Source organism: Legionella pneumophila subsp. pneumophila str. Philadelphia 1, from assembly GCF_000008485.1.
In the GTDB taxonomy this organism is placed as follows: Bacteria; Pseudomonadota; Gammaproteobacteria; order Legionellales; family Legionellaceae; genus Legionella; species Legionella pneumophila.
Genome location: NC_002942.5, coordinates 304,486 through 330,850 on the forward strand (window position 1 = coordinate 304,486; position 26,365 = coordinate 330,850).

A 26,365-nucleotide genomic window follows, 5' to 3' on the forward strand; every position below is an offset into this window, starting at 1 on the left:
TGACTGTGACCATTTTTTAGACTAGCTTTAGCTTAATAAGCTGAACAAAAATTGATCAAAATGTGAATTTCATAGTTTAATGACAAGGAGGTCATATGAAAATTCCATTTGAAGGGAAATGGCGTGCGACCATTACCAAACGTGAGGCTGGTTTTAGTCAACGTGTCGTGGTTGGAAGCGCAACCAGCGGGAATGGCAGTTACAATGGTGTTGTTGGCAACAGCTTTGTTTTCGAAGACGGTTGGGTTGAACTTCAGTGGAATAACAACGCAGGTTCAGGCTGGCAGGAAAGCGCTGTCATTAGTTCTGTGGGAATGACGAGTCCGCTGGTTGTTGTAAAATTTGTTTCAGCCGATGACAATTTTCCAAATCAACGAGACGGCGATTATGATGATTTGCAAGTCCGTTTTGAACATCTTGATGCTCCTTTTGAAGTAACACAAAGACCTTACGCTCTTGATAGGGGCTCCCTTGCCATGTTTCCTGACGGCATTTTTGATGCGAGCCAGGGGATTCAATACATGGGAGTACGAATTAAAAACACCTGGTTTTTTGATTGGCAAAGTAATTTTCCGGCAACAGGAATGAAAATTGGTATTGCGCCAGTGAGTCGTTCCGCCTTGTCTGCTGCTGGTATTATGGTGATTGATAGTTGGACGCCACAGGAACAAGAAGGTTTGGGGCAAATCATGGATGGTGGCTTTGTGAGAGTTCCTGATATAAAAATTAATGAGGAAACAACAATTTACTTCAAGCTGGATGTCAGTAATGCCAATCCCTCCAAACCTGAAATCGGTTTTGTGGCACAGCGCGATGCTTATGATCCACGCTATGATGAACCAACACGAATAGTTGATAAAAAAATTTTCATCAGTCGCTCCAGTTACAATCCTGCAACCAGGGAATTGGTGACTGCGATCCCTGAAGGTACTTTGTACCTGAAACTTAATAAAATTGCCATTGATCGCAAAGGCGCTACAAAAGCAGCTCAGGAATTGAAGAAATGCCTTAAACAGCATGGAGGTGGCATAAAAGGGATGTCAAAATGGCTGCATAAGCTAAGCCGTGGTTTTTGGCAAAATAGTAAAGACAAGGAACGTTGGTGCAAGGAGCAAGGCAATGATGCATTACGTAAGCTTTTAAAACAGCTTTTAGATGGAAAGGACATTGATATTTGTCATCTTAAGGCTATTTTGGATCAATGTTGTGAACGCCCAGGCGGAGATTGCGAGTGTTGTCCTTGTGGTGATGGAGATGGCAGGCCGGGTGGTTGGGATGATGGTACCGGGGTTGATGGCTGGTGCCGAGTGAAACCTGTATTCTGGTTACCGCTGGATTTTGAATATAAGGTAGTCCCTAACCCGGCTTACATTGGCCAGTTTGGTCCTCTTGCTTTCGAGGATCCCTGGTGGAAAGTAGTTTTAATCATCTTGGCGATTATACTGGCTATCGCTTCAGTCATTTATGATTATGTTTATGCATCAGAAGATGACCAATACATTATTGGGCAGGTTGTCCGTAATGGGGATGCTCCAATCAATCTGGTTGATGCGGCAGTGAGTAATCTTAATGGCTCTCGTGGAGTGGATCTGGGACAACTGGATGCCCAGGGTAATGATATTAACAACGGCAGCCCCATTACTGTATTAGACAGTATTATTCAGCTCGATCGTACAGCAGCCGGAAGTTATTTTGGTACGCTTGACGCTGTTTTGGGTAATGTCGTCTGGAAGTCAGGGGCTACCAGTGCAACAACGAGAGGATTTATCAGTACTCTGGGAACTTCCGTCAGCATACCCTATGACGAGCATGATACGCTTTCAGATACCGTTACTTACATTAACGAAGTGGTTATCAGCGAACTTGCCGCGATTCCGCAAACACTCTCAGATCCTGGTGACTCGGGATCCGTATGGGTTGATCTGGCAACAGCGCGTCCAGTTGCTTTAAATTACGGCAGCCCAACAGACTCCAGTGATAATCGGGCTTTTGCTAATCCGATACGCTCTGTTATTGACGTGCTTAACTTACGGTTTTAATGAAAAGGAAGTAAGAAAATGAAAAGGGAATTTTTTCAAAAACTCGACAAGATTCTTGATATTGCTTCCGAACATAAGCAAATGTTGTTGCAATATCCTGATGTGGTCATGGTGGGTGTGGGACCTGAGCGTCGCAAGGGAAAAATTACAGGGGAGCCTGCGATCATTGTTACGGTACGTAAAAAGCGCTCATCCAATGAATTAAAGAAACGGGGAGAAAAGCCCTTACCTCAGACAATTAAGGGAATTCCTGTTGATGTGATTGAGCTTGGCAAAGCCGTGGAAGCTCCCGAAATTATCGCTGTTCAGGAAAAAGCAAAAAAAACAATTAGTAAAATTCGGGCAAAATGGTTACAAACACCAAATATTACAGCAATAGGATATGGCTACAAAGAGAAAGGAGGGGAAATCGATTTTAACACCATTGCCATCCAGTTTTTTGTCAAAAAAAAATTTCCTATCGCCGAGCTGCAAAACCAGCAAATAACCCCCATTCCTGAAAAAATTAATGGGGTGAGTACTGACGTTATTCAGTTATCTCCCATCCGCCCGGCTGCGGCTTCCGGTTCCAGAGGAGATCGCCATGATCCGCTCAAAGGAGGTGTTGCGATTGGAGTAGGAAGCAAGCCATTTCATTACGGCACTTATGGTGCCACAGTATTTGATAGAACCACTGGCGAACGCCTCTTTCTTAGCAATCAACATGTTCTTGATGCCTCTCCTGGAACAGACACCATACAGCCTTCGCCAGTCTTATTGGATGATTCAGTGGAAGTAGGATTTCAATTGGATTTTTGCTTGCCTATCCATTTTATCAGGCTGGATACTCCAAATACTACTGTTGGCACTGTGCTGGCTGGGGCTGCCGTAGCTGCAGCTGTTGCCGCTGCTTTAAGTGATGAAATTGATCCGACAAGGCGAGGTCAGGAAGCAACAATGCCTGCGACAGGATCTAAAACATTATTTGAAACCCAAAAAGTTAAAATGGATTATCCTGAATTGCCCATTCCAGGAACACCGTTTAAAGTAAAGACAGCTTGGGATTATGAACGCCACACCGATGCGGGTATTAAGACATTCAGTGTCAGTGAAGAAAAAAAGAATCCCCATGTTTTACGCGATAAATTATTAATTACAGACAAAAAACTTTATCATCCTGGGGATACTATTCGTATTTTTGGTTTAATCTTGCTGGAGGAATGCGCACCTGCATCTCAGACCAGGGACGATCGTCAACCCATTAGTCCCCGGGAATTGGAAGATATAACCCATTATCCTAATTTGGCTTCAAGTATCAATCTTGATCTGGTAGCCACGATGGATTCTGACATTGCCTCTTCGCCAGCGCGTCGTACGAATACAAGGGCTGCTGTCATTAACCCCAAACGGTGCCGTTGTGATCGCTATCACCCTGTCGCCATTCTGACACCAACGACGGAGGATCGTGCTTTTCCAGTTGTTTTGCGTGAACCAGTCTTTGCGCAAAAAAACCAGATTTTTCAAGATTTGCTAACCGTAGTGAAGCAACGAGATGATGAAAAGCTGCTGGAGCGGGTGTTTGTTCTGGTTCGTTATGGTTGTATATATACCGGCACATTACGGGTAAATAACATTCCAGCTGGTCCATGGAAACATTTTTTCTATGTTCAAACAGTGAACATCGCAACAAGTGATATGAAGCCGCTGCTGGCGGCGCAAATTATTGGCGGTTTACCTGTTTCCGAAAATGCTAAAGCGGACCTGGATATAGCCTGTGGCCCACTCACCTGGGAAGATGGTGAGTTTGATATTGAGTTGATATAGAGCGTGCTGCAGGGCTGATTCATATTGGCCAATAGCCATGGAATAATATGAGTTGTATTGATAAGTAATACCTTAAAATCAAATTATTTTCATAAGCTATAAAATAGTGCTATGCTTTTGCCGCCAAAATGGTACGAAGACTATTAAGTCACATTAGATACGTTTTATTTTGAAAGGAATACTCTATGTTTGGTTTTTTTAGTGATTACAAACAATACATCACTCTGAGAAATTTTGCTGTCGTTTATAACGGGCTTACAGGCTTGGCAGTATTGTATAGCTTGTGGAGTAATCCTGAGGCTGATCCCTCCGAATACGCCATTGATATCTCTATTCACGCGCTGACTGCTATCACTTTAATGTGTAAACAAGCCCCCGAATCAGTTAAAGCAGTTGCTATGGCATTAAATACTTATAGGGGATTTGATGCCTTATTCAAGGCTATCACCTCACTTCCTTCTACAATCCCAGGTATCGCCAATGCTGTTGATGTCCTTAATCACCGTTTTAATTTCAAGGAGCTTGAAAAACTTGGTAATGAGGAAACTGTAGAAACCAGATCAGCAGTTCAGCATACGATGTAAAGTCTGGATCGTCTTTTCCGGTAGAAGATGGATTTATCAGCCATTTTCTATCGGGTTCTCTTACACCAATTTCATGCTAAATAGGGTGTGTTGACAATTGGCTCCCAACGCCTACGTGCCGCGACTTGTTCGCGGCATCCATGAGCTTTAATCAGCTGCAGATTTCTTCATAAAGATCGCGCCATTCTGGATTTAACTCTTCAATTAAATTTAACTTCCACTGTCTGCACCAATTTTTGAAACGTTTCTCACGACGAGCAGCTTCTATGTACGTTTCATGCACTTCATAATAGACCAAGATATGTACATTATACCGTGCTGAAAACCCTGGAATCACTTTATTTTTGTGTTCCCAGACCCGCTTAATTCAATCAGATGTTGAGCCAACATATAGGGTGCCATTGCGCTTACTTGCCATAATATAGGCATAAAATGATTTCATTTTTCTTCCTTGTTATCGAGTTTTGGACTCGGTTCGATAATATCATTCAAATTATGTGGGTTACATAGGAAGCTAAATATATGAGCATGCCATTGCTAGCGTTGAAGCATAATTCCGTTTTAACTTATCGTACCTTGTTGCAATAGCACGAAACTGTTTAAGTCTGACAAATATATTTTCAACTAGGTGACGATATTTATATAAACCCCAATCAACTTCAGCTATTCGAAGGACCGATTTCAAATTGACCATCTCCTGGATGCCGCGAACAAGTCGCGGCACGTAGGCGTTGGGAGCCAATTGTCAACACGCCCTAGTTTATTGGCCGTAATCCAACAGAAAATTTTTCACAGCTAACCAATCAATATAAGCTTTCTTTTTATCCGAGGGATTGCGCAAAAGATAGGCAGGGTGATAGCTTACGATAAAAGGAGTATTGTCATAGTAGTGAATATGATTACGCAGCTGCTTCAGAGGAAGTGGTTTATCAAGTAAGAATTGTCCGGCGAAACGTCCTAACGCAAGGATTAAGTGTGGTTTAATGAGTTGAATTTGGCGAGTCAGGAATGAACTGCATTGAGAAATTTCCTCAAGGGCTGGATCACGATTATTAGGGGGGCGACATTTCAAAACATTGGCAATGTAGATATCATTCTCTGTCATTTCAATACTACGTATCATCTTGTTTAATAAAAGCCCAGCCTTTCCCACAAAAGGTTGTCCTTTCTGATCCTCATAAAAACCAGGCGCTTCACCAATAATCATCAGTTTTGCTTTTGGATTCCCACGAGAAAAAACAGTTTGGGTGCGTGTTTTATGAAGAGAACAACGTACACAGGATGCCACTTCATCCGCTAAAGCCGCTAAATGCTTTTCACAAGAAGGAGTGGACTCACGCATCACCCAGACTTCAATTCCCATAGTCTGTAGATAGTAATTGTTCAATACATCTGACATAAAAAACTCATGATATTAATAAAATCCGGATTATAGATTAGACTTACCTTTTGTAGCTTGGTACTTACGCACCTCCAATCTCTTTGTTAAAGACATTATTTGCCTTGGCCTTGGAGTTTTGCTTAAGTCCTATAGTTAATCTATTGTATCAGTCCTATTTTAAAGAAAGAAACTTAAAAAAACATCATATACTCACTGCCTGTAAGAAATAGAGAGTTGAGGGGGTGAAGAATATTAAACAGAGACTGGAAAGAATATGAATAGCCAAAAGGATTTGAAACAATTAGATATTAAGCAAGTGATTGCCTGGGCATTCTACGATTTTGCCAATTCTTCCTATTTTGTGGTGATATTTACGTTTGTCTTTGCAACCTATTTCACAAGTTACATTGCCCCCAATACTATCTTGGGAACCGAATTGTGGGGGTATACGATTTCAGTTTCTGCGTTACTCATTGCTCTGGTGAGTCCTATCGTTGGTGCAATAGCTGATTTTAGTGGGCATCATAAATCCTGGCTATTCGTTTTTACCTATTTGGGCGTTATTTCAACAGGTTGCTTGTGGTTTGCCTATCCTGACAGCCATTCTATTCCCTTGGTTTTAACTTGTATTTTGATTAGCAATTTTGCATTGGAAGTAGGAACTGTATTTTATAATTCCTTTTTGGCAAATTTAGCCCCGGAAAACTATCTGGGGCGGATTTCTGGCTGGGCTTGGGGTTGTGGTTATCTGGGAGGATTGCTGTGCCTGATTCTATCCTTATTTGTTTTTGTGAAAGGTGAACTTGGTGGATTATGGTTTGGGACAGAGAATTTTGCCAATATTCGTGCTGTCACTGTATTTGTGGCTTTATGGATTAGTTTGTTTAGTTTGCCTTTGTTTTTAATGGTGCAACAGAAAACAGGAGAGCATTTGACAGTGGGTACTGCGATTAGGAAAGGTCTGCAAGAATTGCGGTTAACAATAAAAAGCCTGCCTAAACAACGTGATCTGTTCTTATTTTTAATAGCCAGAATTTTTTATATCGATGGGTTGAATTCTATATTGGCACTAGGCGGTATTTATGCGGCTGGCAACTTTCACTTGAGTGTTAGCGATATTATGGTGTTTGGAATCATTTTAAATATTACTGCAGGTCTTGGCGCCGGATTATTCGCCTGGTTTGATGATTGGATTGGATCTAAAAAAACTATTCTAATTGCTTTAGCGTGCCTGACACTCACTTTTTGTTTTCTGTTAACCATCCACTCAAATGCGTTATTTTGGGTTTTTGCACCGGTGTTTGGTATTTTTGTTGGTCCTGTTCAGGCTGCCAGTCGTACTTTCTTGGCTCGTTTGGCAAAACCCGAAGAAATGACGCGAATGTATGGTTTTTACTCTTTTTCTGGTAAGGCAACCAGTTTTTTAGGACCTTTCCTGGTTAGTACAACCACTGCTTTAGCTGACAGTCAGCGTTTGGGGATGGCTGTTCTTATTCCTTTTTTTATCATCGGAGGCGGACTATTATTATTGGTTCATGAAAATGAATAAGAAAAATTCCGGTAAGGCTGATTTTCCCTGTTTTGAGGTTCAGTATGAGTTTGAAAGACAGGGGAAAAATTCGCCTCTTTGTTTTTACAAGTTATTTCTTATGATAAACTTTGTTCTAATATGAAAATTATTATATCTATATTATTTGCTTTCATTAGCGCCTCTGGGCATGCGTTCTCTTGCTATGATCCACAGACTATCATTCAAAAACCCATACAGTTTGATAAAAAACGGATTGCCTTAACCCGGGAATATCAGCTTACTCATTATGGTATTGATTCCGAGTCGATAGAAATTGAGCCTAAAATGATTGTATTGCATTGGACTTGTATACCAAGCCTCGATACTACTTTCCGCATATTTGATCCCCCCGCTTTACCCAGCAGTTCGCCAAGACGAAATGAATTGCCCGGGGATTTAAATGTATCAAGCCATTTTTTAGTCGATCGGGATGGAACTATTTATCAACTGATGCCAGAAACATGGATGGCAAGGCATGTGATTGGCTTGAATCATTACGCGATTGGTATTGAGAATATTGGCGGTGTTGATAGTAAAGACGATTTGACTGAGGAGCAAGCCAAGGCAAATGCCTTTCTTGTGTGCTATCTTAAGAACAAATACCCGCAAATAAAATACCTTATTGGTCATAATGAGTATTTGCAGTTCAAGGGAACGGCTTTGTGGTTGGAGAAGGATCCAAATTATCAAACCGATAAAACAGATCCTGGTCCAACGTTTGCTAAAAAAGTAAAACAATTAGTCCTTGCGTCATAAGTAGAAGTATAGGCGCTTATGCAGGTAATGTCCGTTGGGATTTCTGTTTAGCTGTTAATTGTTATTTTTGGATTGCCTTATAGTTTTTAAATAAAAATCGGGTTTTGGGTAGTGTTGGTATTCAAACGTTGTAAACATTCCTGCGTTTAAATGATATAAATTATGGCAATGGTTAGCCCAGATGCCAGGGTTTAGCGCATCAAACTGTACTTTCACTGTCGAATGCGGTTGGACTAACAGGGTATCGCGCATGGCTCCATCCAATGGCTGACCATCAATTTCGGTTACTTGAAAGACATGCCCATGGAAATGCATGGGGTGAGACATAGAGGATTTATTTTCATAGATCATTTCAACACGATCACCGAAATGGATTACTTTTGGCGAGACATCTGGCCAGCTTTGCTTGTTCATGGTCCAAATATAACCATTCATCTGCCCGTCAAGCACGTAGTGCAAACGAGCATTTATTTTTTTATTGGTTAAAGCATTTTTTCCTTTTAGTTTTTTTTCCAACTCATAGTAGTTGACACGTCCCGTTTTATTCGTGGTATTGGGAGATAGTATCGGGGTAGGTGTGTTATCTGTTTTTAGAATTAGACCGGTTTGTTTGTTTGTTCCTTCTGCCATGGCTTTAATAGGGAATGCTCCGCCTGCAGAAGGAATCTCAACAAGCAAATCCATACGATTACCAACGCCAATAGGAAAAGAACTATCTACAATCGGCTCAATGTTTTCACCATCAACAGCAATCAAAGTGGCTGATAGTTTCCCGGTATCAATTTTAAAATTGGTGGAGGAAGACGCATTGATGATTCGTAACCTCACTTTTTTTAAGGGTTGAACTGAAATTACATCAGGTGCTGCGAATGTTTTTTTGTTGGCGAGAAATGCATCATAGGTCACGTCATTCAAATCGTTACCGGAATCCATTGCCTTCATGTCCATTTTAGCGGTTCTTAACTGATCAAATATTAACTGGGGATCCTTGTAAGTAAAATCCTCTAAAAACAGAATGACTTCTTGTAAGTCTTTATGCGGGTCATCCTTGTCATAAATAATCAAAGGGGCAGAAAGTTGCTTTTGCTCTTGAAATTTTTGATGCGAGTGCATCCAATAGGTTCCGGCTTGCAATAATCTGTAGTTAAATAATTTATTTTGCCCTGGTTGAATCAGGATTTGACTCACGTCAGGTACTCCATCCTGATCGCTTGGGACAATTAATCCATGCCAATGAAGAGTTATTGGTGACGCACTTTTATTTTCAACTAAAACATGAAACATATCTCCTTTATTGGCAAAGTAACCTTTGTTGTCCTTTGTGCCGTCCGGGTGGGTAAAGGTGAGTTTAAATTCCTTTGTTTTTTTTCCTTTACCATCGACCTGGAATTCCTCTTCACTGACGGTTATGACCGTCGGTTTAAGTTTGCTATCTGTTGCATAAGAGAAATTAAAAAGGGTTATCATGATAGTTATTGCCATGATAAAAACGAATATTTTACCCAAAGTGCGCACTGTAATTTTATTAATTAGAATTTTTTGCCAACGGGCTTTGTCCAGAGGAGTTATTGAATAAAAATCTGTTGTATTGGTCATTTTTATGATCTGTCCATGTCCATGATATTTATAATCTTTTTATCAGTTAATAGCACAGTAAGCAAATCTCTGATTTATAGGTTATCAGAATTAGTTTTAAGCATGAGGTATGCGATTGCAAATAATTCTTGTTTGTATTATTGTTCTCATTTAATTAAATGACGCTGTATTTTCAAGTTGAAATAATTCATAAAGGACAAGTGACTTGATGTTTTTACAAGGAAAATAATGAAAAGGATTTTTTTAATATCGATAATTGGGATAGTTTTGAATTCTGCGTACGCTTTTGAGCATCTTGGAGAATGTGGGGCTCATACCTGGCATGAAGTGACATCCAAATCAGGTTCCTGGAAAATCACTTTGAAAATGATCAGTCAGAATGGCCAGTTTGTTGATCCTTCGTGTGCAGAAATTATTGAAACAGGATTGGCTCAGAATAACCCTTTGAGTTATGGCCTTAAATTCAGCAAAGACGCTGATTTTAATCTGGCGTATACTTTAACGGCTGTGAGTGAAGAACAGGGTTTTCAATCAAAAGCCTGTGTGTTTGTTATCACTGCTAATGGGCCTGCGCAACCGGATATTCAGGCGCTTAGCTATCATGGGGCTGAATGCTTATGGCGGGTAGTTAAAGGAGTAGGGGAAAATTTTAGTGTCGGTTAGCTCTATGAAGTAGCCTAAAACCACTTCTTTTTTCTGAAAATTAAAAACAGTAGCAGAGCACACAGCACGATTAATCCAAGTGCCCAAAAGTAGCCATATTTCCAACCTAATTCCGGCATCCAGTAGAAATTCATCCCATAAATTCCGGTAATTAAACTTAAAGGTAAGAATATGGCTGCGAAGGCAGTTAATACTCTCATAGTCTCATTCATGTTTTGCATCAACTGATTGTCGATTTGTCCTAATAAGCCATTTAATATATCGCGAAGAGAGTCTATTTCATTGACAATAAGATGGCAGTGATTCGATAAATTATATAAGGAGTTTCGACACTGCTCTGAGATGACTAAAATATTTCGGCTAGTGAGACGCATTAATATTTCTCTTATTGCTATGGTATAACGCTTAATTTTCATTACACCATGTTTTAATTCCAAAACTTGCGAATAGGTATTTTTATTGGTGGTACGAGCTTGCGCGTCCAATTGATCGGCCAATTCTTCATAAGCTAAATGAATCTTGGCATAATCATTAATTACTCCTTCCAGAAGCAAAAATAACAAAAAACAAGATGTTTTGGCATAGGGTAAGGATTTTGGGCAGCTTTTTAACAGGTCAAACAAAACTGAAGAAAGTGTTTTAGAAGCTGTAAAGCAATAATTTGGTGTGAGATGAATAATCAAATTGCCAAAATCAGCATCATAATTGTCATTCAACTTCATTGAGCACAAGCCTTGAATTTGCAAAGTGAGCGCTTCATCGATCTCTATGGTTGTGGATCTATTGTCTTTTTCTCCACACAATTGAATCACTTCTTCAGGTAATCGTAATTTTTCTCGCAATTTTTTAAAGATGTTTTTCTGGTTTAAATCGCTATGTATCCAATAAATTTTATCTTTATCCTGGTAATCGATGTTTAAATCCTCAATCGCAATTTTTTGCATACTATGATTTTTTAAATCAAATTCAACAGCGATTGAATCAAACGAATGCATTTCAATGCTCATCCTTATTCGATTAATTTCCTCATATAGTTTAAGAATAGGAGACTTAAATGATATTGACAAACTATTTTTAAATAGTCCGGGTTTTCCAATAGACTGTGAGTGTATCGTGGAGAGTTAATCTCCAGTTTGGCTTTCGTCTTGTTTATATAATTCAGACTCTGCTTTGGGCAAGGAAAAGTGAATTTAAGCCTAAATGAGTATAAAATCAAAATCCATTAATATAGGTTATTTTTGAGTGCTTAATGAATCAAGATATGGAAAAAATTGAAAAGATGTATCAACTGATTATGGAAATAAATAAGTTGAAGCTTGTTTTCCGTAATACCGTAACTAATCCTCAACGGAATGAAAGCACAGCGGAGCATTCCTGGTCAGCCTCTATGATAACCCTTATTCTCATGAATCAATTAAAAAGAGAATTTACAGAGGTCGATGAATTAAAAACTATCAAATTGGTTCTTATCCATGATGTCGTTGAAATTTATGCTGGAGATGTTCTGGCTTTTGATTTAGCGGCAAGGAAGGATAAGGAAAAAGTTGAATTAGAAGCGCTTGAAAAACTAAGTGCTGTCTATCCTTCATTTGGGATAGAATTGGATAGTTTATGGCATGAGTTTGAGGAAAGAAAAAGTCTTGAGGCAAAAATAGCCAAAGCAGCCGATGCGATTTGTCCAATTTTCCAACGTCTCCAGGCAAAACAATCTTATATCCCTTTTAATATTTCAATGGCTCAACTTGAGAAAACAAAATACCCTTATTTTCAATTTAGTAAAACGTTCAGTAACTTGTTTGAAAAATTAAAAGCGGATTTACTCAAAGAGCAACTTATTTTTTTATAGCGCCATTTGCATTTGCATTTGCTTTCAACACATCCTGCCCGATGTCATGTTAAAGCTCCTTCAAGACAGATTAAAAGTTGGTGAATCAAAACGAATCCTCTATACTTTTAAAAACTCTTATTATCAAGAAGATAAGCATTATGTATGATGATCTATGGAAGCCTTATGCGTCTATTCAACTACCCTCTTTAAAATTGGGCGGCATTGTTTTAAATGGTCAGTTACTCTCTGAAACGCCTATTCACTTAGTGTTAAAGGCTTTCAATCGGCATGGTTTAATTGCGGGAGCAACCGGAACAGGTAAAACGAAAACCATGCAGGTATTGGCAGAGCAATTATCTCTAAATGGAGTACCCAGTTTAGTGATGGACATTAAGGGGGATATTTCTGGTTTGGCTATGCCAGGTCAAACTTCTACTAAACTAGTGGAGAGAGGCCAGCAGTTACATATCGATTTTACTCCCCGAGGTTTCCCGGTAGAGCTATTGACGCTTACTCCACAAGACCTCGGGGTTCCATTACGTGCGAGAATTGATGATTTTGGTCCCCTGCTTTTTTCGCTGATGCTGGATCTGAACGACACTCAAGCAGGAGTTGTCACTGTATTATTTGAGTATGCCAAGGCGAATCAACTGAATTTGGTTAATTTGGATGATTTTAAATCTTTGCTCCAATTTGCTCAAACGGATAGAGGCAACCAGCTGATTGCCGCCCAATATGGCGGAGTCGCTTCCACATCCATTGGGACTATTGTCCGTAAAATCATCGAGCTCGAGTCTCAGGGTGGGAAACAGTTTTTTGGTGAACCTTCCTTTGTCATTCAGGATTTGCTGAGAACGGATGCAAATGGTCATGGTGTTATCTCGATATTAAGATTATTAAACATGCAAGACAAGCCGAAGTTATTTTCCAGTTTTATGCTGAAATTGCTGTCTGATGTTTATCGCCAAATGCCGGAATTAGGTGATCCGGACAAACCACGGTTGGTTCTCTTTATCGATGAGGCGCATTTAATTTTTAATTATTCCAGCAAAGCATTACTTAATTTAATAGAAACAATAGTTAAGCTAATCCGATCTAAAGGAATTGGGTTGATATTTTGCACTCAAACGCCTAACGATATCCCTGAGGCTGTTTTAAGCCAATTGGGGTTAAAAATCCAACACTCATTACGTGCTTTTACTGCAAAAGATCGAAAAGCCTTAAAGTTGGTATCGCAGAATTTTCCAGTATCCAGTTATTATAATACTGAGCAACTACTCACTACTTTAAGTATAGGGGAAGCTTTAGTGAGTGCCTTGGATGCCAAGGGTCAACCGACACCTTTAGTCCAAGCGATGATTAGAGCTCCCGAATCGCGTATGGGGACTTTAAGCAATGAGGAATTAAAAGTTTTAGTGAATCAATCTCCTCTTTTTGCTAAATATTATCAAATGATAGATGTGCCCTCTGCGAAAGAGAAATTGTCTGAACTAATCTCTGAGCAACAAGTTGCAAAACAACAGACCAGTCAGAAAGAAAACGATTCCTCCGTGTTGAATAATTTAAGTAAAAACACCTTATTCCGACAAGTGGTACGTCAAGTTTTTAGGGAACTCACCAGAGCGATTTTGTCTTTATTTAAGATTAAAAGGAACTAGATGTGGGTTACCTTCCATTAAATTGTTTAATTTATACCACGCATAGTCAAAGTAAATGCAATTCAATTGACAAGGATATACATGATAAACATCACAGGAACCTACACTGATCAATATCAATTGGCTATGGCTCAAGTGTGTTTTTTAAAAGGGCAGCATGAGCGCATAGCGACATTCGATTATTTTTTTCGTGCTCTTCCTTTTAAAGGAGGCTATGCGATTTTTGCGGGTTTGGAGGATTTACTGGATGTTCTCGAACAACTTCGCTTTGAACAACAAGATATAGAGTTTTTACAACATCAGAATATGCATCCTGACTTTATTCGCTATTTGCAGCAGTTTAAGTTCAATGGTACGGTGTATACGTCGCTCGAGGGAGATGTTGTATTTCCTACGCGGCCAGTGGTTATTATCGAAGCCAATTTGATTGAAGCACAAATCATAGAAACGTTATTATTAAATATTATTAATTTTCAGACACTTATTGCGACAAAAGCCAGACGCATCAGGCAGGTTGCGGGAGAACGGATTTTAATTGATTTTGGACTAAGGAGAGCACAGGGTGCTGGAGGGTATTTTGCAAGCCGTGCAGCCATAGTCGGTGGCTTTGATTCGACAAGCAATGTCAGAGCAGGGCGTGATTATTCAATTCCTGTATCGGGTACTATGGCTCATTCCTTTATCCAAAGTTACGATAGCGAGATACAAGCTTTTTCTGATTATGCTGAAGCTTGGCCGGAGAATTGCATCTTGTTAGTAGATACTTATAATACGTTGCAAAGTGGTATTCCTAATGCAATCAAAATAGCTAAGGAAATGGAGAAGAGAGGACATAGACTCAAAGGCATTCGCCTGGATAGTGGCGATTTGGCATGGTTAGCCAAGAGGGCTCGCCACATGTTAGACGAGGCCGGTTTAAACTATGTGGCTATTACCGCTTCCAATCAACTCGATGAATATGTCATCAAGAATTTGTTAGAGCAGGATGCGCCTATTGATGCTTTTGGTGTGGGGACCAATCTCGCGATTGGTGCCCCGGATGCGGCTCTTGATGGGGTTTATAAATTAGCGTTTATAAATGGTCAACCTAGGATTAAATTATCGGATACCCCTGCAAAGATCACTATTCCTTATCAAAAGCAAGTCTACAGGGTGTTCGAAAGAGATGGGACATATCGAGGTGCGGATGTTGTCTGTCTCAAAACGGAAAAAAAAATTGATATGATGCATCATCCTTTTGAAATTCTAAAATCGCTTTCGATAAAGCACTATAAAAAAGAAGCATTACTGCATAAAGTGATGGAAAACGGCAAACGGTTACTACCTAAAAAATCACTTGGAGAAATAGCCAGGTTTAGCCAGCAATGTTTTGATCGATTGCCTTTGGAATACAAGCGTTTTATTAATCCTCATATCTATAAAGTGGGTTTAAGTACCGAGCTTAAAATGAAGAGAGATCAACTGATAGCTGAACACTCAAGATAATTTTATGAAGACTTTAATCATCCTCGATGTTCAAAATGATTTCATGCCAGGCGGCTCACTGGGGGTACCGAATGGTGATGCGATTGTTCCCGTTATTAACAGCATTTTGCATTGTTTTGATCTGATTGTTGCTTCACAGGATTGGCATCCCTCTAATCATATCAGTTTCGCCTCCAATCATACTGGCAGGAAACCTTTTGAAAAAATCAAGCTGGGGAATTTAGAACAAACTTTATGGCCAGATCATTGTGTTCAGGGTAGTGTTGGAGCGCAATTTCATCCGAAATTAAATACTAATTCTATTGAAGCTATTTTTCGAAAAGGAACTGACCCCAATATAGATAGCTACAGTGGTTTTTATGATAATCTGCATAAAAAAACTACAGGGCTTGCCGGTTATCTGCGCGAAAAAGGCGCTAGAGAACTTTATTTTTGTGGTTTGTGCGCTGATATTTGTGTTTATTTTACAATTAAGGATGCTCTCAGTCAGGGATTTGATTGCTATTTGGTTGAGGATGCAACTCAAGCGCTTGTGAAAGATGATTTCATAAAAATAAAAAAAGAATTGATAAAACAAGGCTCTCACATAATTAACAGTTCAAATTTGCTTAATAATTTACAATAAGAAGGTCTGATTTTTTAAATTTGCAGCTTTGAGCTCACCAATTGATGATGGAACTCGCTGTCGAAGGAACCCCGTCGTATTTTTAAGACCCGCTACCATAAGGTTTCGTAATGATTTCAAGAAGGTGGCCATTGGGATCATTAAAATATAATCCTCGACCCCCATCATTATAATTCATTTGACCTAATCGGGTTTGTCCCGGATCAGCCCAATAATCCATTTTACGTTCGCAAATTCGTTTAAAAATATCATCAAATTCAGTTTCTGTTACTAAAAAGGCATAATGTTGGGGGGTAATTTCTTTATCTGTTTTACAGAAATCAAGGCTCACATGGTTGCTCATTTCAACGACCATAAATGGGCCATATGGAATTGCTTCAGGCAACCCCAAAATTTCTGTAAGGAAGTGAGCTGATTTGTCCCGATCTTTTACCCATACGATAGTATGATTCAATTGTATACTCATCATGATTCCTTGTTCCTGTCGATAGAAGAAATTATTTCATTACTTTTTATGAAAGAAAAGAATAGCCACATCATGAAAATGCATAGAATGATGTAGATGGCTGGTAATAAATATTGTGACATTGGAAGTAAGCTTAATCCCAAAATAACCACTGTAACCAATCCCATATTGATGAAGTTCATAACCGCGGAGCCATGGGCTTTATCGGAGGTATGGCTCATGGCAAATGTCGAAGCATTTGCAAAAATAAAAGATAGTCCCAAATAGATGAATATCATGGGAAAAAATAGCTTGATAAGCGCTGAATGATGGGTTAACGCGGCCATCATCATTGCCAGTGCGGCAAACCCTGAGATTAAAATGCCTAATTGGATTCCCGCGCGTTGCGAGTATTTTTTTGCAAATTGAGCAGACCAGATTGAGCCGAGGGTCAGACCCAAGGAAGGTAAAATATTGGCAGCGCCATACTCTGCTGTACTCATTCCTAGCAAATTGATGGCAATAAATGGTGCCGTTGCTGCGAAAATGTAGACAAAGCAGGATGCGCCACCCATTAATGCTCCACCAGAGATTAATGGCTTGTTTTTAAATTGACTTACATATCCCTGGAGCAGATGTTTCATTTGAAACGCTTCGAGTTGAAGATTTTTTTGTGTTTCGGGAAGTTGCCTGACCATGGCAAGCAGAATAGCACCATAAACAGTTCCTGCATAAAAGCAACTTTCCCAGCCGTAATGGGAGTTTAAAATGCCGCCAAGTGCAACACTCAAACCGGGTGCTATCGCAAAAGCCAGCATCAGATAGGAGGTTTTTTGCGCGGCTAATTGAGGCTCATAGCATTCATTAACCAAAGTAAAAGTCATCTTCAGTCCTACACCGGATCCTAAGGCTAATAGAAATCGTCCTAAAACAAGCAACGGGTACATGGAAATCATTCCGGCCAATACACATAGAAGACTGCTGATAATTTGCAAGCCAATACCTATATAAAGTGTTTTTTTCCTTCCATAGCGATTCGCTGTAGGGCCATAAACAAGTTGCCCTATGGCATAACCAACCAAAAAACAGGTAATTGTCTGCTGTGCGGCATGTTCTGTGATCCTGAAAAATGCAGTAATGCTGGGCAATGCCGGTGTAAATAGGACAGCATTCACGGAAGCAAAAGAAATTAACAATAATAAAGTCATGAAAGAAAGTTTGGTTTTTGGATACATGATGAGAATAGTTTTAACGATTAACAGTTAAGATCAGTATAATTATTGACAAAATAATTAACAATATCATAATTAATTAACTTTTATTAACTATATTGCAATAATAAAATCGAAATCATGGGTAAATTTGATCAAATCACTTACTTTATTGCTGTTGTTGAAGAGCATGGTTTTGCAGCAGCCGCAAGAAAATTTGGCGTATCTACAGCCGCTGTTAGCAGGCAGATTGCACGTCTTGAAGCCGAGCTAAAAGCAGAGCTGTTGGTGAGAACAACTAGAAAATTATCATTAACTGACATCGGGGCTCGCTATTATCAGCAATGCAAAAAGACTCTTTTGGAGTTGAATGAGGCAGAAATAGCGATTGCTAATAGTCGGAATGAAGCGGTGGGCATATTAAATGTTACTAGCAGCCGTTATTTTGCTATGAGATTTCTTCTCCCTTATTTACCAGAATTCATGGAGTTAAATCCAAAATTGCAGATTAAAATTGAATTGGCGGAAAGATTTCCTGATTTAGCTCAGGAAAACGTTGATGTGCTTTTTGGTGTTTCTATGGAGGGTCCCCCTGAACTGGTGCGCAAGCGAGTTTCTACAACACGGTATGTGCTTTGCGCATCGCCGGATTATCTGGCAAAAAATGGTATTCCCAAAACACCTTCCGAACTTGGGAAGCACCGTTATATCACTCACAGCATGCGAAATCCTGATAATTTGGTTACATTTAAAGACAATGAGCAGATTTATGTTGAACCTGTGTTATGGCTCAATGATAGTCGTGCTTTGTGTGAGTGCGCCTTACTTGGGATGGGAATTATCAAATTACATGAATACATAGTGACTGAAGCATTGCAAGATGGGCGCCTCATTGAGGTTTTGCCTGAATTCCAAGAGTCCAGTTTATCGGTGTACCTTTATTATCAGGCAAGCCGATATTTACAGCCTAAGATACGAAGATTTATTGATTTTTTTACAAAATAACAATAAAAGCAAGTATTTTGTTTCATTCTAGCAAGTCTGAGTTCAAAGCAAAAAAGTTCGGGGGCACGTGCTTTTTTTAGAGAGAGATGTCAGGTTATGCAAGGCCTCATTGTGTCGCAAATTAGGGGTATCTGTTAATAAATGCTTCAGGTTGCTTTGTTAGAATAGCAGCAGTCAGAAACATTATTAACTAGAGAATCTTGAAATGTTTTTTAAACTTGAAAATATAATCCCATACTTTGCACAGCAATTTTAGAAAAATATGGTAATAACCCTAAAGTTCTAATTTTCTGATTGTATAAGTGTAATAAAACATGATAAAATGTGCACAATTTTTACTATTTGTTTGCATATATATTAACCCTATAGGATTGCAATAGATAGTGCCACTTTGATTTAATTAATTTTTAGAAGTTAATATGCATAAAAAATACAACTACTACAGTCTTGAAAAAGAAAAAAAAACATTCTGGCAACATATACTGGATATTCTGAAGGCCCCATTTAGGCTACCTGGTTGGGTCGTTTCTTTTTTCTTGGCACGAAATATTACTCATGTGGCATTAAATCCTAATAATATTCCGCAACAACGTTTAATACATCTTACTAAAACAAGCAATCGTCCAGAGGATGATATTGTTGTCATTAATTTCAAAAAACGGCCTCCTCACAAATGGTTTAATGACACGCTGATTAAAATAGCCAATACCATTGCGGCTCTTCCTTTTGTAACACCAAGATTACGTACAAGATTACATTACGATAATGAGAATGATATCAATCATGTGAACAAGTTGCTTGCCGAGATCGATGCGCTTGTTCAGGGCAAATCAAAACAAAAGTATTGCAAAGGCAGGGCATTCGATTGGTCAAAAATTCATCTAAAGGGATTGGAGTTCCTGGACCCTAAAATGAGAGGGTATGTTTATGAACAACTGCATGAAAAATATGGTTATGTCTCATATACAACAAAACGCAAACCTAATATTGAATTTTTCACCTTAAAAACTCCTGATGGATCTGAATTGGATTCAGTGCAAGTTACAGGTGAAGACGAAGAAAAAAAACCAATGGGGGAGCGCAAGTTTATTATTACCTGTATTGCGCGGGATCAAAATTTCATCAATTGGATAAAGGATTTAAACTATACGGCAAAAAATCTGGGCGCTACGGCCATCAGCTTCAACTACAGAGGCGTGGATTACAGTCGCGGTCTTGTCTGGACAGAAAATAATCTTGTCGACGATATTCTGGCTCAGGTGCAAAGGCTAATTAGCCTTGGTGCCGACCCTAAGAACATCTGCCTTGATGGTATGTGTATAGGTGGGGCGGTAGCAACAATTGCTGCAGCAAAACTTCATGAGAAGGGCATGAAAGTCAAGTTGAATAATGAACGCTCTTTTACTTCTCTTTCTTCTCTAGTATTTGGTTTTATTGTACCTGAATTGCAAACAGCAAATTGGTGGAGCCCTTTGACTTATGGTCGCTTCCTACTGGCCGGTGTAGTTTATGCTTTACTCACGCCTTTAATTTGGCTGGCAGGATGGCCAGTTGATGTGACCAAAGCCTGGAATAGAATACCTGCTCAGGATAAAATGTATTCTGTTGTGCGGGATAAAGACAATGGCTTGTACGATGGAGTAATTCACGATCACTTCTGTTCCATTGCGTCGTTGGTTGATTCTCAAATTAATTCTATTTTATATAAATTATCCACTGATCAGCCGCTTACTGAGGAAGAAAAACAAATTTTGTGTGATGATCAGTTTTCTCACCATTTTAAACCAAGTCAAAGTGTTTTAAAAAATCCAAAATACAAAGGCCCGCATTTTATTTCCCGACAAGATTTGGTAGCTGAGCTTGGTCATCGAGAGGAATATACCAATCATGATTATTTCCTTGACCGCTTGCGGGAAAAATTTCAATTGGATCGCGCAACACGGCCAGTGGCTTTGGCTGAAGATGGGGAAAAGGATATAGATGGGATTTCATCGCAACTATCTAATAATAAAGAGCGTCCCTTAATTATTGCCAGCAGTGGAGGAACAGGGCATATCTCTGCCACGCATGGCATCATTAATGATTTACAGAGTAAAACAGATAATGTTGTCATTACGCAGCATCATGCGGAACTCTACAAAAACAAGCCCTTCTCAATTACATCTGTTCTGATTCGTATTGGTGTTTGGTTTACCTCTCTTCCTATCCTGGAAGACATACTGAAAGGAGTTATGAGGTTTATCGGATATCCCGTTTTACCGAGCTCCTCCATCTTTTGGGATCAAATGTCTAAAATACAGCAGAGTGAAACTAAAAAAGAAAATGGAATTGAAACCGGCAGAACCCGTCCTTATGTGGACATGCTGTTGGATATATACCCGGAGGGATATGAATACACGGCATTCAATAACGCGACTCACTTGACTTCCAGTATTGAAGACATTCAAACGATGATAAGCTTCAAGGGGCATGTTGAAGAGGATAACAGGAATATAGTCTATCAAAATATATTACAACGCCTTATGCATGCGGCGAAACAGAATACTCCTTACACAAGATTAATTTCCACACAGGCGCTTTCTTTGGGAGCTATTTGCGATGCCGTTAAATACTACAATACGGTATTTTTGCCTGTATACAATGCTGAAAGAGGGACTTCCTATCAGCCTATTGCCATTGATCAGTATATGACCGATTTGCCTTCACTGGGTTGTATTCATTTTATGAATAATTTGGAGGAGCTCACATCAGAGCAAAGGCAATTGATGGAGATACATGCAGTAAATATGAGTGAACCATTTAAAGAGGCGCATTTTGGCAAAGAACAAGGCTTTAAAGCGGTTCATAATATTGACCCACGCAATAACCCTATGATTCGCAATGCCTTTAAAGACCCTTCATTGACAAAATACCTGGATAAGACCCAGTCATTTGATTTGCACTTTAATGTTTATAAAAAGGAAAAGCAAAATGCACTGCCAGTACTGAATGGTAAAGAAAAAATTACAATCAAACCGCATGCTAAAATTGCTTCCATCATGATAGGCTCTCTGGCGGCAAATGCTTCAGCTGATTATGCGAAGTATTTATTGAATCAGGGGTATGAGCATATTTTTCTTTTCGGCGGGCTTAATGATTCCATTGCCGCACGTATCGATCAAATCATCAATTCTTACCCTGCCCCCACGCGTGATGAGATACGTAAGAAAATTATTCTCCTGGGGAATCAATCTGATGTTGAAATGGCACCAATAATGACCAGAAGTAACTGTGTGGTTATCCGTGGAGGTGGTTTAAGTGTCATGGAACAAATGGCCATGCCCATTATGGATGATAAAATTGTATTATTACATCATGAAGATAATGAAGAGGGCCCTTTAACATCTGGTCTCAGTTGGGAAGATGGGAATTCCGATAAATTAATCGAGTATCTGTCTGAAAAAGGGGCTTACGCTAAAAAAACATCGCCTGGTCTGTGTTCTGGTCATCTTCATGAGGCAGAAAAGAGTTTCGAAAAGAAATATCATGGGCAACTGAAGTCGACAGAAACCAAGAAAAAAGTAGATTTAACCATTCCTCAACAAGAGACGTATTCTCTGAAAAAAGAGTGGGATAGAAAAACTGGATATACTGAATCTGGACATATACTATCCCATCAGCATAGATTTTTTAACACGATACCTGAAGTAAGAGAGCCATTCTGTTCTAAGGAAGATTTACATCATAATGAGCTTTCCAGTCAAAGTTTGGTTAGTGTCAGTGCTGGTTGAGGAAATATGCCTTTAATCATCGAAGCTCGTTTGATTCAGGTCAGTACTAGTTTGTGATTGCAATAAGTACTGATTGATGCAATTCCAAAAAGCGAGATTGTTTGTTAATAACACATGTCGAATTTTTTATGTTATTTTAGTATAACCCAATTACTTTTTGATAAATAAAAGTCGTTTGTTGTCATTAATTGCATGTTTTAATAATAGAGAAATCAATATGCCTAAAATTTTAGATAGCCATGCATATCGCGAGATGGAAAATGAGCTCAATACTCTTTTCGAGCAAATTTATAAGCATGGTAAAAATGACAGAACCGCGATTACATTACAAGCTCAGCAATTTTTAGATAATTTGAGTGAATCCATAAGGGATCATTCCCGCTTATTGCTTACCAAAATTGCCAGAGAAGAACTCATTTATTTTAAGGAAAAGAAACCTGGGGATTCGCGAGAGAAATTTCAAAATATCGATAAGATGAGTGATTACTTTAACAATTTATCTGCATTGATTAATTTCTCGGTGATGCAGCAAGAAGATCCTACTCTGCGGGCTTTTTATTATGATATGTATATTCAACTAATGAATTTTTGCTATCTTAAAGGGGATTTGTTTGGAGCGGGTGCAATTTATACAGGTTTAATAGCCAATAACCTCCCTAACTCTATTGATTGGAAGCAATTGAGTTCCGAGAGTCGCTTGATTTTTAAAGATTGTGAAGAAAAATTTAAGCGATTATTTAATCTCTCAACGACATACAATGCGCACACTGATTTAAAAAGACAATTCAAAACTGCTTTGATACCCGCATTACCGTCACTTCTCACGGTTCAGATATATACTAAGGACTCTTACGATAACTCGGTCAGCGATTTTGAAAGAATTCAGGATAAGTTACGTCAGTTGGATATAGAACATAATCGGTTTCTTAATCAATTACAAAATGACCGTTCAACCTGGTCTAAAGCTTATTATGATTATATGAGTAATGTTTATCTCCCGCAAAGCATATTCGAATACACTACTCTCTTAAGAGAGTATGAAGAACTTGTTACAACGCATGGTGGCCCTATTGCGAAGCAGTTTCATAAGGATAAGAATTCAGAACCTCTGGTAAATTTTGTTGAATCGACGCTATCAGAAAATCAATCAGTTCTCAAAGTATCTCCTTTTCAAAATGAAAGAATTGTTGAAATGCTTTCCGAGATTGACGTGGTAAAAAGTGAGTGCTCAAGCCCAGCTGTGTTTGATGACCTCTCCTGGAAGTTGAGAGAAATGAATTGTACTTTGGTAAAAGCCAAATCTATTGGTGATTATACTTCCAAAATTTTTGCAAATCTTGATACTCCATACATGGAAGAGAATACGGATGAAGACCCGAAACCAGTGCTTGTAGAAGAGCTGCAAACGGATGATGTGTACCAACTTCACCATAGTGGTATGAAATTGATGCGTGAGCTCGAACAGGCTATAGAAGATCATAAACCAAAGGTTATTTATCATTGTTCAGGTGAGGCAAACTATGGTTTCTTTAAGGAAGCCAGAAGGAGGGGGAGACATTTGAGTCGAGAACCAATGGATATCGAAGTCATGGATATGGATGTGATGGATTATGATGAGAATGATTTACGTGACCAAACCGTTATGATTACCGTGTAATTTGTCTTGCATCTATAATTGCAATCCATCGGATAGCTCTTATAGATGCCAATGCGATTTTTATCTTATTTTGTCCTATTTCCTTGCAGAAGTTTTTCTATTTCTTCTGAGGGTATAGGCTTACTCATTAAAAAGCCCTGAATGTCATTACATCGCCTTTTCTTGAGAAATTTGAGTTGGTTTTGCGTTTCGACTCCTTCGGCGATGATATTAAAATTCATGCTTTGTGCGATAGCAATAATCGCATCAATGATCGCTTCATCTCCTGGCGATTTTGAAATATTCTGAATGAATGATTGGTCGATTTTAAGACTATCGACAGCGACCTGTTTTAATAAATTCAGGCTGGAATTTCCTGTGCCAAAATCATCCAAAATAATCAACACACCCAGTGATTTCAACTTTTTGATCGTTCTTTGTATTTCTTTATCAATAATCACATTTTCAGTAATTTCCAGCTCCAAACAATGGGGTTTAACTGAATATTCTTTTAAAAGATCCTCCACCATTGCAGGGAAATCTCGTTGTCTTAACTGTTTACTTGCTACATTACAAGCGACACGAATTTCAGGCAGCCCCATTGTGCGCCAGGTACCAATTTGTTTACAGGTTTCCCGCAAAACCCACTCCCCTATCGGTACGATAAGCCCTGAACTTTCGGCAGTAGGAATAAAATCCAAGGGTAAAATAATACCTTTTTGCGGGTGATTCCACCGGATTAATGCTTCCATGGAACGAATCTCATGAGTATTAACTGTAAATTGAGGCTGGTAGAGGAGGAAAAACTCATGATGGATAATCGCTTTTTGCAAGTCTAATTCCAGCTGAAATTGCTGGTTTGTTTTTTTGTTGAGTTTCTCTGTATAAAATGAGAATTGGTTACCGCCGCGAAATTTTGCCTGATACATCGCCATATCCGCATTACTGAGTAAAGTGTTTACTGTTTTGCCATCCGTTGGATAAACGCTTATACCGATGCTGACATGAATATTGATGTCTCTTTCCGCGATATGAAATGGTTTTTGAAAGGATTTGAGGATTTTTTGAGCTACTCCGGCAATTTGCTCTTCAGAATTAAACGATTGAAAAAGCATTACAAACTCATCCCCACCAAGTCTGGCGAGAGTATCTTCTTTTCGCACCAAAGATCGTAATCGTTTAGCAACGGCACACAGTAATTGATCGCCTGCTTCATGGCTCAAGCTGTCATTGATCATTTTAAAGCGGTCCAAGTCAAAAAATAATATGGCAAATTTCATTTTATGGCGGGCATAGCTACTGATAGCATGTTCAATACGATCAATTAATAACAAGCGATTGGGTAAATTGGTTAATGCGTCATGAGTAGCCTGATACTCCAGTTTTTCCTTTAATCGCGTTTGTTCAGTGATGTCTCTGAAGCTCCATACACGGCCTACTGTTTGCGGACCAACGCGATGCGGTTTGGAACAGCATTCAACTACTTTACCATTTCTAAAATGATAAATTTGTATACTGGAATCATCGATGTGAATAGAAAATTCTTTAACATGTTGGGCATGCTGTTCTGAATTGAGTAATTGCGTTGACATATACTGAATGAGTTGGGATTCACTGGTTTTTTTCATGATGGATTCGGGGATATTCCACAATTTGACGAATTGAGAGTTGTAATCAACGATTTTCCCTTGTAAATCAACAACCAGAATGCCATCCGAAGAGGACTCAATCGTTGCCCGTAATAATGAGAAGGATTGTTGTAAAGATTCGGTTCGTTCTTCGACCAATTGATTTAAAAATTCAGTGTGTTTTTGAGTTTCTCTGGCAAGTACCCATTTTTGTGTCAAAGCACTTGCCAGCTGTCTTACTGCAATCACATCAAAGGGCTTTTTTAGCACCAATAAATTATCACTTAAACCCAAGGTATTTACTGTGCTTTCCCATGAGTAGTCGGAATAGGCACTGCATATAACAATTTGTATTTGCGGGTCAATGGCCCAAATGCGTTTGATGGTTTCTATCCCATCTATCCCCGGGGGCATTCTTATGTCAACAAAAGCGAGTGGGTATGGCCGGCCTTCTTCAAGTGAGCGTTTCACTTTTTCTATGCCTTCAATGCCTTGAGTCGCTACATCGATTTCAAATTCAGGCAAAGAAATCCCAAGTTGTTCTGTCTCATCATCAAACAGCTCGGCATCAAATTTATTTAATAATACAGAGTTCTTGCTGACATTTAAGATTTTCATAAAATCCTGATGGATTGCCGGGTTGTCATCAATGACCAGAATGCGAAAAGATTCAGTACTCATT

Annotated in this window: 20 protein-coding genes and 1 pseudogene; 13 read left to right on the top strand and 8 right to left on the bottom strand. The window is 39.1% G+C overall.

Features of this window, described 5'->3' with window-relative positions; genetic code table 11:
• Positions 1–95: 95 nt before the first annotated feature.
• From LPG_RS01295 to LPG_RS01305, 3 genes are all read left to right on the top strand, one after another.
• Positions 96–2,039, top strand: a complete 1,944-nt coding sequence (locus LPG_RS01295) for a hypothetical protein (RefSeq protein WP_010946019.1) — start codon at positions 96–98, stop codon at positions 2,037–2,039.
• A gap of 18 nt (positions 2,040–2,057) precedes the next feature.
• Entirely contained in the window at positions 2,058–3,842 is a 1,785-nt protein-coding gene (locus LPG_RS01300) for a hypothetical protein (protein ID WP_010946020.1), read from the top strand.
• Positions 3,843–4,027: 185 nt separating this feature from the next.
• Positions 4,028–4,426, top strand: a complete 399-nt coding sequence (locus tag LPG_RS01305; protein WP_010946021.1) for a lpg0260 family Dot/Icm T4SS effector — start codon at positions 4,028–4,030, stop codon at positions 4,424–4,426.
• Positions 4,427–4,577: 151 nt separating this feature from the next.
• Here the strand turns inward: LPG_RS01305 and LPG_RS01310 are convergent.
• The 3 genes and pseudogenes from LPG_RS01310 to LPG_RS01320 form a co-directional block, all read right to left on the bottom strand.
• A pseudogene (locus tag LPG_RS01310) lies at positions 4,578–4,868 on the bottom strand (GIY-YIG nuclease family protein).
• 72 nt (positions 4,869–4,940) lie between these two features.
• Positions 4,941–5,120 carry an IS5 family transposase gene (locus tag LPG_RS01315; RefSeq protein ID WP_010946022.1) on the bottom strand — a complete coding sequence of 60 codons (180 nt, stop codon included), beginning with the start codon at positions 5,118–5,120 and terminating at the stop codon, positions 4,941–4,943.
• Between the two features lie 66 nt (positions 5,121–5,186).
• Positions 5,187–5,825, bottom strand: coding sequence for a uracil-DNA glycosylase (locus tag LPG_RS01320; RefSeq protein ID WP_010946023.1), 639 nt, complete (start codon positions 5,823–5,825; stop codon positions 5,187–5,189).
• Positions 5,826–6,081: 256 nt separating this feature from the next.
• On the opposite strand from LPG_RS01320, the gene LPG_RS01325 reads away from it, so the two are divergent.
• Together LPG_RS01325 and LPG_RS01330 are read left to right on the top strand one after the other, a co-directional pair.
• Positions 6,082–7,356: an MFS transporter gene (locus tag LPG_RS01325; RefSeq protein ID WP_010946024.1), complete on the top strand. Its 1,275-nt coding sequence runs from the start codon at positions 6,082–6,084 to the stop codon at positions 7,354–7,356.
• Positions 7,357–7,476: 120 nt separating this feature from the next.
• On the top strand, positions 7,477–8,133 hold the full coding sequence (locus LPG_RS01330) for a peptidoglycan recognition protein family protein (protein WP_016356718.1): 657 nt from the start codon (positions 7,477–7,479) through the stop codon (positions 8,131–8,133).
• A 54-nt stretch (positions 8,134–8,187) separates the two neighbouring features.
• On the opposite strand, the gene LPG_RS01335 is transcribed toward LPG_RS01330, so the two are convergent.
• Positions 8,188–9,729 carry a multicopper oxidase family protein gene (locus LPG_RS01335; RefSeq protein WP_010946026.1) on the bottom strand — a complete coding sequence of 514 codons (1,542 nt, stop codon included), beginning with the start codon at positions 9,727–9,729 and terminating at the stop codon, positions 8,188–8,190.
• Between the two features lie 228 nt (positions 9,730–9,957).
• On the opposite strand from LPG_RS01335, the gene LPG_RS01340 reads away from it, so the two are divergent.
• On the top strand, positions 9,958–10,392 hold the full coding sequence (locus LPG_RS01340; RefSeq protein WP_010946027.1) for a hypothetical protein: 435 nt from the start codon (positions 9,958–9,960) through the stop codon (positions 10,390–10,392).
• Between the two features lie 14 nt (positions 10,393–10,406).
• Here LPG_RS01340 and LPG_RS01345 read toward each other — a convergent pair whose 3' ends face one another.
• Positions 10,407–11,387 (bottom strand): magnesium transporter CorA family protein, encoded by a 981-nt coding sequence (locus LPG_RS01345; protein ID WP_015444896.1) that lies wholly within the window; start codon positions 11,385–11,387, stop codon positions 10,407–10,409.
• 254 nt (positions 11,388–11,641) lie between these two features.
• Between LPG_RS01345 and LPG_RS01350 the strand changes: the two genes are divergently transcribed.
• From LPG_RS01350 to pncA, 4 genes are all read left to right on the top strand, one after another.
• A complete protein-coding gene (locus tag LPG_RS01350) occupies positions 11,642–12,238 on the top strand; it encodes an HD domain-containing protein (protein ID WP_010946029.1) in 597 nt (198 codons plus the stop codon).
• 140 nt (positions 12,239–12,378) lie between these two features.
• Positions 12,379–13,878: a helicase HerA-like domain-containing protein gene (locus LPG_RS01355; RefSeq protein ID WP_015444895.1), complete on the top strand. Its 1,500-nt coding sequence runs from the start codon at positions 12,379–12,381 to the stop codon at positions 13,876–13,878.
• Positions 13,879–13,959: 81 nt separating this feature from the next.
• Positions 13,960–15,363 carry a nicotinate phosphoribosyltransferase gene (locus tag LPG_RS01360; RefSeq protein WP_015444894.1) on the top strand — a complete coding sequence of 468 codons (1,404 nt, stop codon included), beginning with the start codon at positions 13,960–13,962 and terminating at the stop codon, positions 15,361–15,363.
• 4 nt (positions 15,364–15,367) lie between these two features.
• Entirely contained in the window at positions 15,368–15,988 is a 621-nt protein-coding gene (pncA, locus tag LPG_RS01365; RefSeq protein ID WP_015444893.1) for a bifunctional nicotinamidase/pyrazinamidase, read from the top strand.
• Between the two features lie 82 nt (positions 15,989–16,070).
• On the opposite strand, the gene LPG_RS01370 is transcribed toward pncA, so the two are convergent.
• Together LPG_RS01370 and LPG_RS01375 are read right to left on the bottom strand one after the other, a co-directional pair.
• Complete coding sequence (locus LPG_RS01370) at positions 16,071–16,454, bottom strand: VOC family protein (protein ID WP_010946033.1); 384 nt, start codon at positions 16,452–16,454, stop codon at positions 16,071–16,073.
• Positions 16,454–17,668 (bottom strand): MFS transporter, encoded by a 1,215-nt coding sequence (locus tag LPG_RS01375; RefSeq protein ID WP_016356721.1) that lies wholly within the window; start codon positions 17,666–17,668, stop codon positions 16,454–16,456. Before LPG_RS01375 ends, LPG_RS01370 begins: the two co-directional genes overlap by 1 nt.
• Before the next feature lie 117 nt (positions 17,669–17,785).
• On the opposite strand from LPG_RS01375, the gene LPG_RS01380 reads away from it, so the two are divergent.
• The 3 genes from LPG_RS01380 (at position 17,786) to legG2 (ending at position 24,076) form a co-directional block, all read left to right on the top strand.
• Entirely contained in the window at positions 17,786–18,649 is an 864-nt protein-coding gene (locus tag LPG_RS01380) for a LysR family transcriptional regulator (RefSeq protein ID WP_010946035.1), read from the top strand.
• Positions 18,650–19,068: 419 nt separating this feature from the next.
• Complete coding sequence (gene sdbA / locus LPG_RS01385; RefSeq protein WP_010946036.1) at positions 19,069–22,419, top strand: Dot/Icm T4SS effector SdbA; 3,351 nt, start codon at positions 19,069–19,071, stop codon at positions 22,417–22,419.
• A 157-nt stretch (positions 22,420–22,576) separates the two neighbouring features.
• Positions 22,577–24,076 (top strand): Dot/Icm T4SS effector LegG2, encoded by a 1,500-nt coding sequence (legG2, locus tag LPG_RS01390; RefSeq protein ID WP_010946037.1) that lies wholly within the window; start codon positions 22,577–22,579, stop codon positions 24,074–24,076.
• Between the two features lie 65 nt (positions 24,077–24,141).
• Here legG2 and narR read toward each other — a convergent pair whose 3' ends face one another.
• Positions 24,142–26,364 carry a NosP-associated response regulator NarR gene (gene narR, locus LPG_RS01395; protein ID WP_010946038.1) on the bottom strand — a complete coding sequence of 741 codons (2,223 nt, stop codon included), beginning with the start codon at positions 26,362–26,364 and terminating at the stop codon, positions 24,142–24,144.
• Position 26,365 lies beyond the last annotated feature (1 nt).

Coding starts and splice junctions, on each gene's coding strand:
- LPG_RS01345 (WP_015444896.1), bottom strand. CDS start 11,387: ATGCATTCGTTTGATTCAATCGCTGTTGAATTTGATTTAAAAAATCAT.
- sdbA (WP_010946036.1), top strand. CDS start 19,069: ATGCATAAAAAATACAACTACTACAGTCTTGAAAAAGAAAAAAAAACA.
- LPG_RS01295 (WP_010946019.1), top strand. CDS start 96: ATGAAAATTCCATTTGAAGGGAAATGGCGTGCGACCATTACCAAACGT.
- LPG_RS01355 (WP_015444895.1), top strand. CDS start 12,379: ATGTATGATGATCTATGGAAGCCTTATGCGTCTATTCAACTACCCTCT.
- LPG_RS01370 (WP_010946033.1), bottom strand. CDS start 16,454: ATGAGTATACAATTGAATCATACTATCGTATGGGTAAAAGATCGGGAC.
- LPG_RS01300 (WP_010946020.1), top strand. CDS start 2,058: ATGAAAAGGGAATTTTTTCAAAAACTCGACAAGATTCTTGATATTGCT.
- LPG_RS01320 (WP_010946023.1), bottom strand. CDS start 5,825: ATGTCAGATGTATTGAACAATTACTATCTACAGACTATGGGAATTGAA.
- LPG_RS01305 (WP_010946021.1), top strand. CDS start 4,028: ATGTTTGGTTTTTTTAGTGATTACAAACAATACATCACTCTGAGAAAT.
- LPG_RS01360 (WP_015444894.1), top strand. CDS start 13,960: ATGATAAACATCACAGGAACCTACACTGATCAATATCAATTGGCTATG.
- LPG_RS01380 (WP_010946035.1), top strand. CDS start 17,786: ATGGGTAAATTTGATCAAATCACTTACTTTATTGCTGTTGTTGAAGAG.
- LPG_RS01325 (WP_010946024.1), top strand. CDS start 6,082: ATGAATAGCCAAAAGGATTTGAAACAATTAGATATTAAGCAAGTGATT.
- LPG_RS01350 (WP_010946029.1), top strand. CDS start 11,642: ATGAATCAAGATATGGAAAAAATTGAAAAGATGTATCAACTGATTATG.
- LPG_RS01330 (WP_016356718.1), top strand. CDS start 7,477: ATGAAAATTATTATATCTATATTATTTGCTTTCATTAGCGCCTCTGGG.
- LPG_RS01335 (WP_010946026.1), bottom strand. CDS start 9,729: ATGACCAATACAACAGATTTTTATTCAATAACTCCTCTGGACAAAGCC.
- LPG_RS01340 (WP_010946027.1), top strand. CDS start 9,958: ATGAAAAGGATTTTTTTAATATCGATAATTGGGATAGTTTTGAATTCT.
- narR (WP_010946038.1), bottom strand. CDS start 26,364: ATGAGTACTGAATCTTTTCGCATTCTGGTCATTGATGACAACCCGGCA.
- LPG_RS01315 (WP_010946022.1), bottom strand. CDS start 5,120: ATGGTCAATTTGAAATCGGTCCTTCGAATAGCTGAAGTTGATTGGGGT.
- pncA (WP_015444893.1), top strand. CDS start 15,368: ATGAAGACTTTAATCATCCTCGATGTTCAAAATGATTTCATGCCAGGC.
- LPG_RS01375 (WP_016356721.1), bottom strand. CDS start 17,668: ATGTATCCAAAAACCAAACTTTCTTTCATGACTTTATTATTGTTAATT.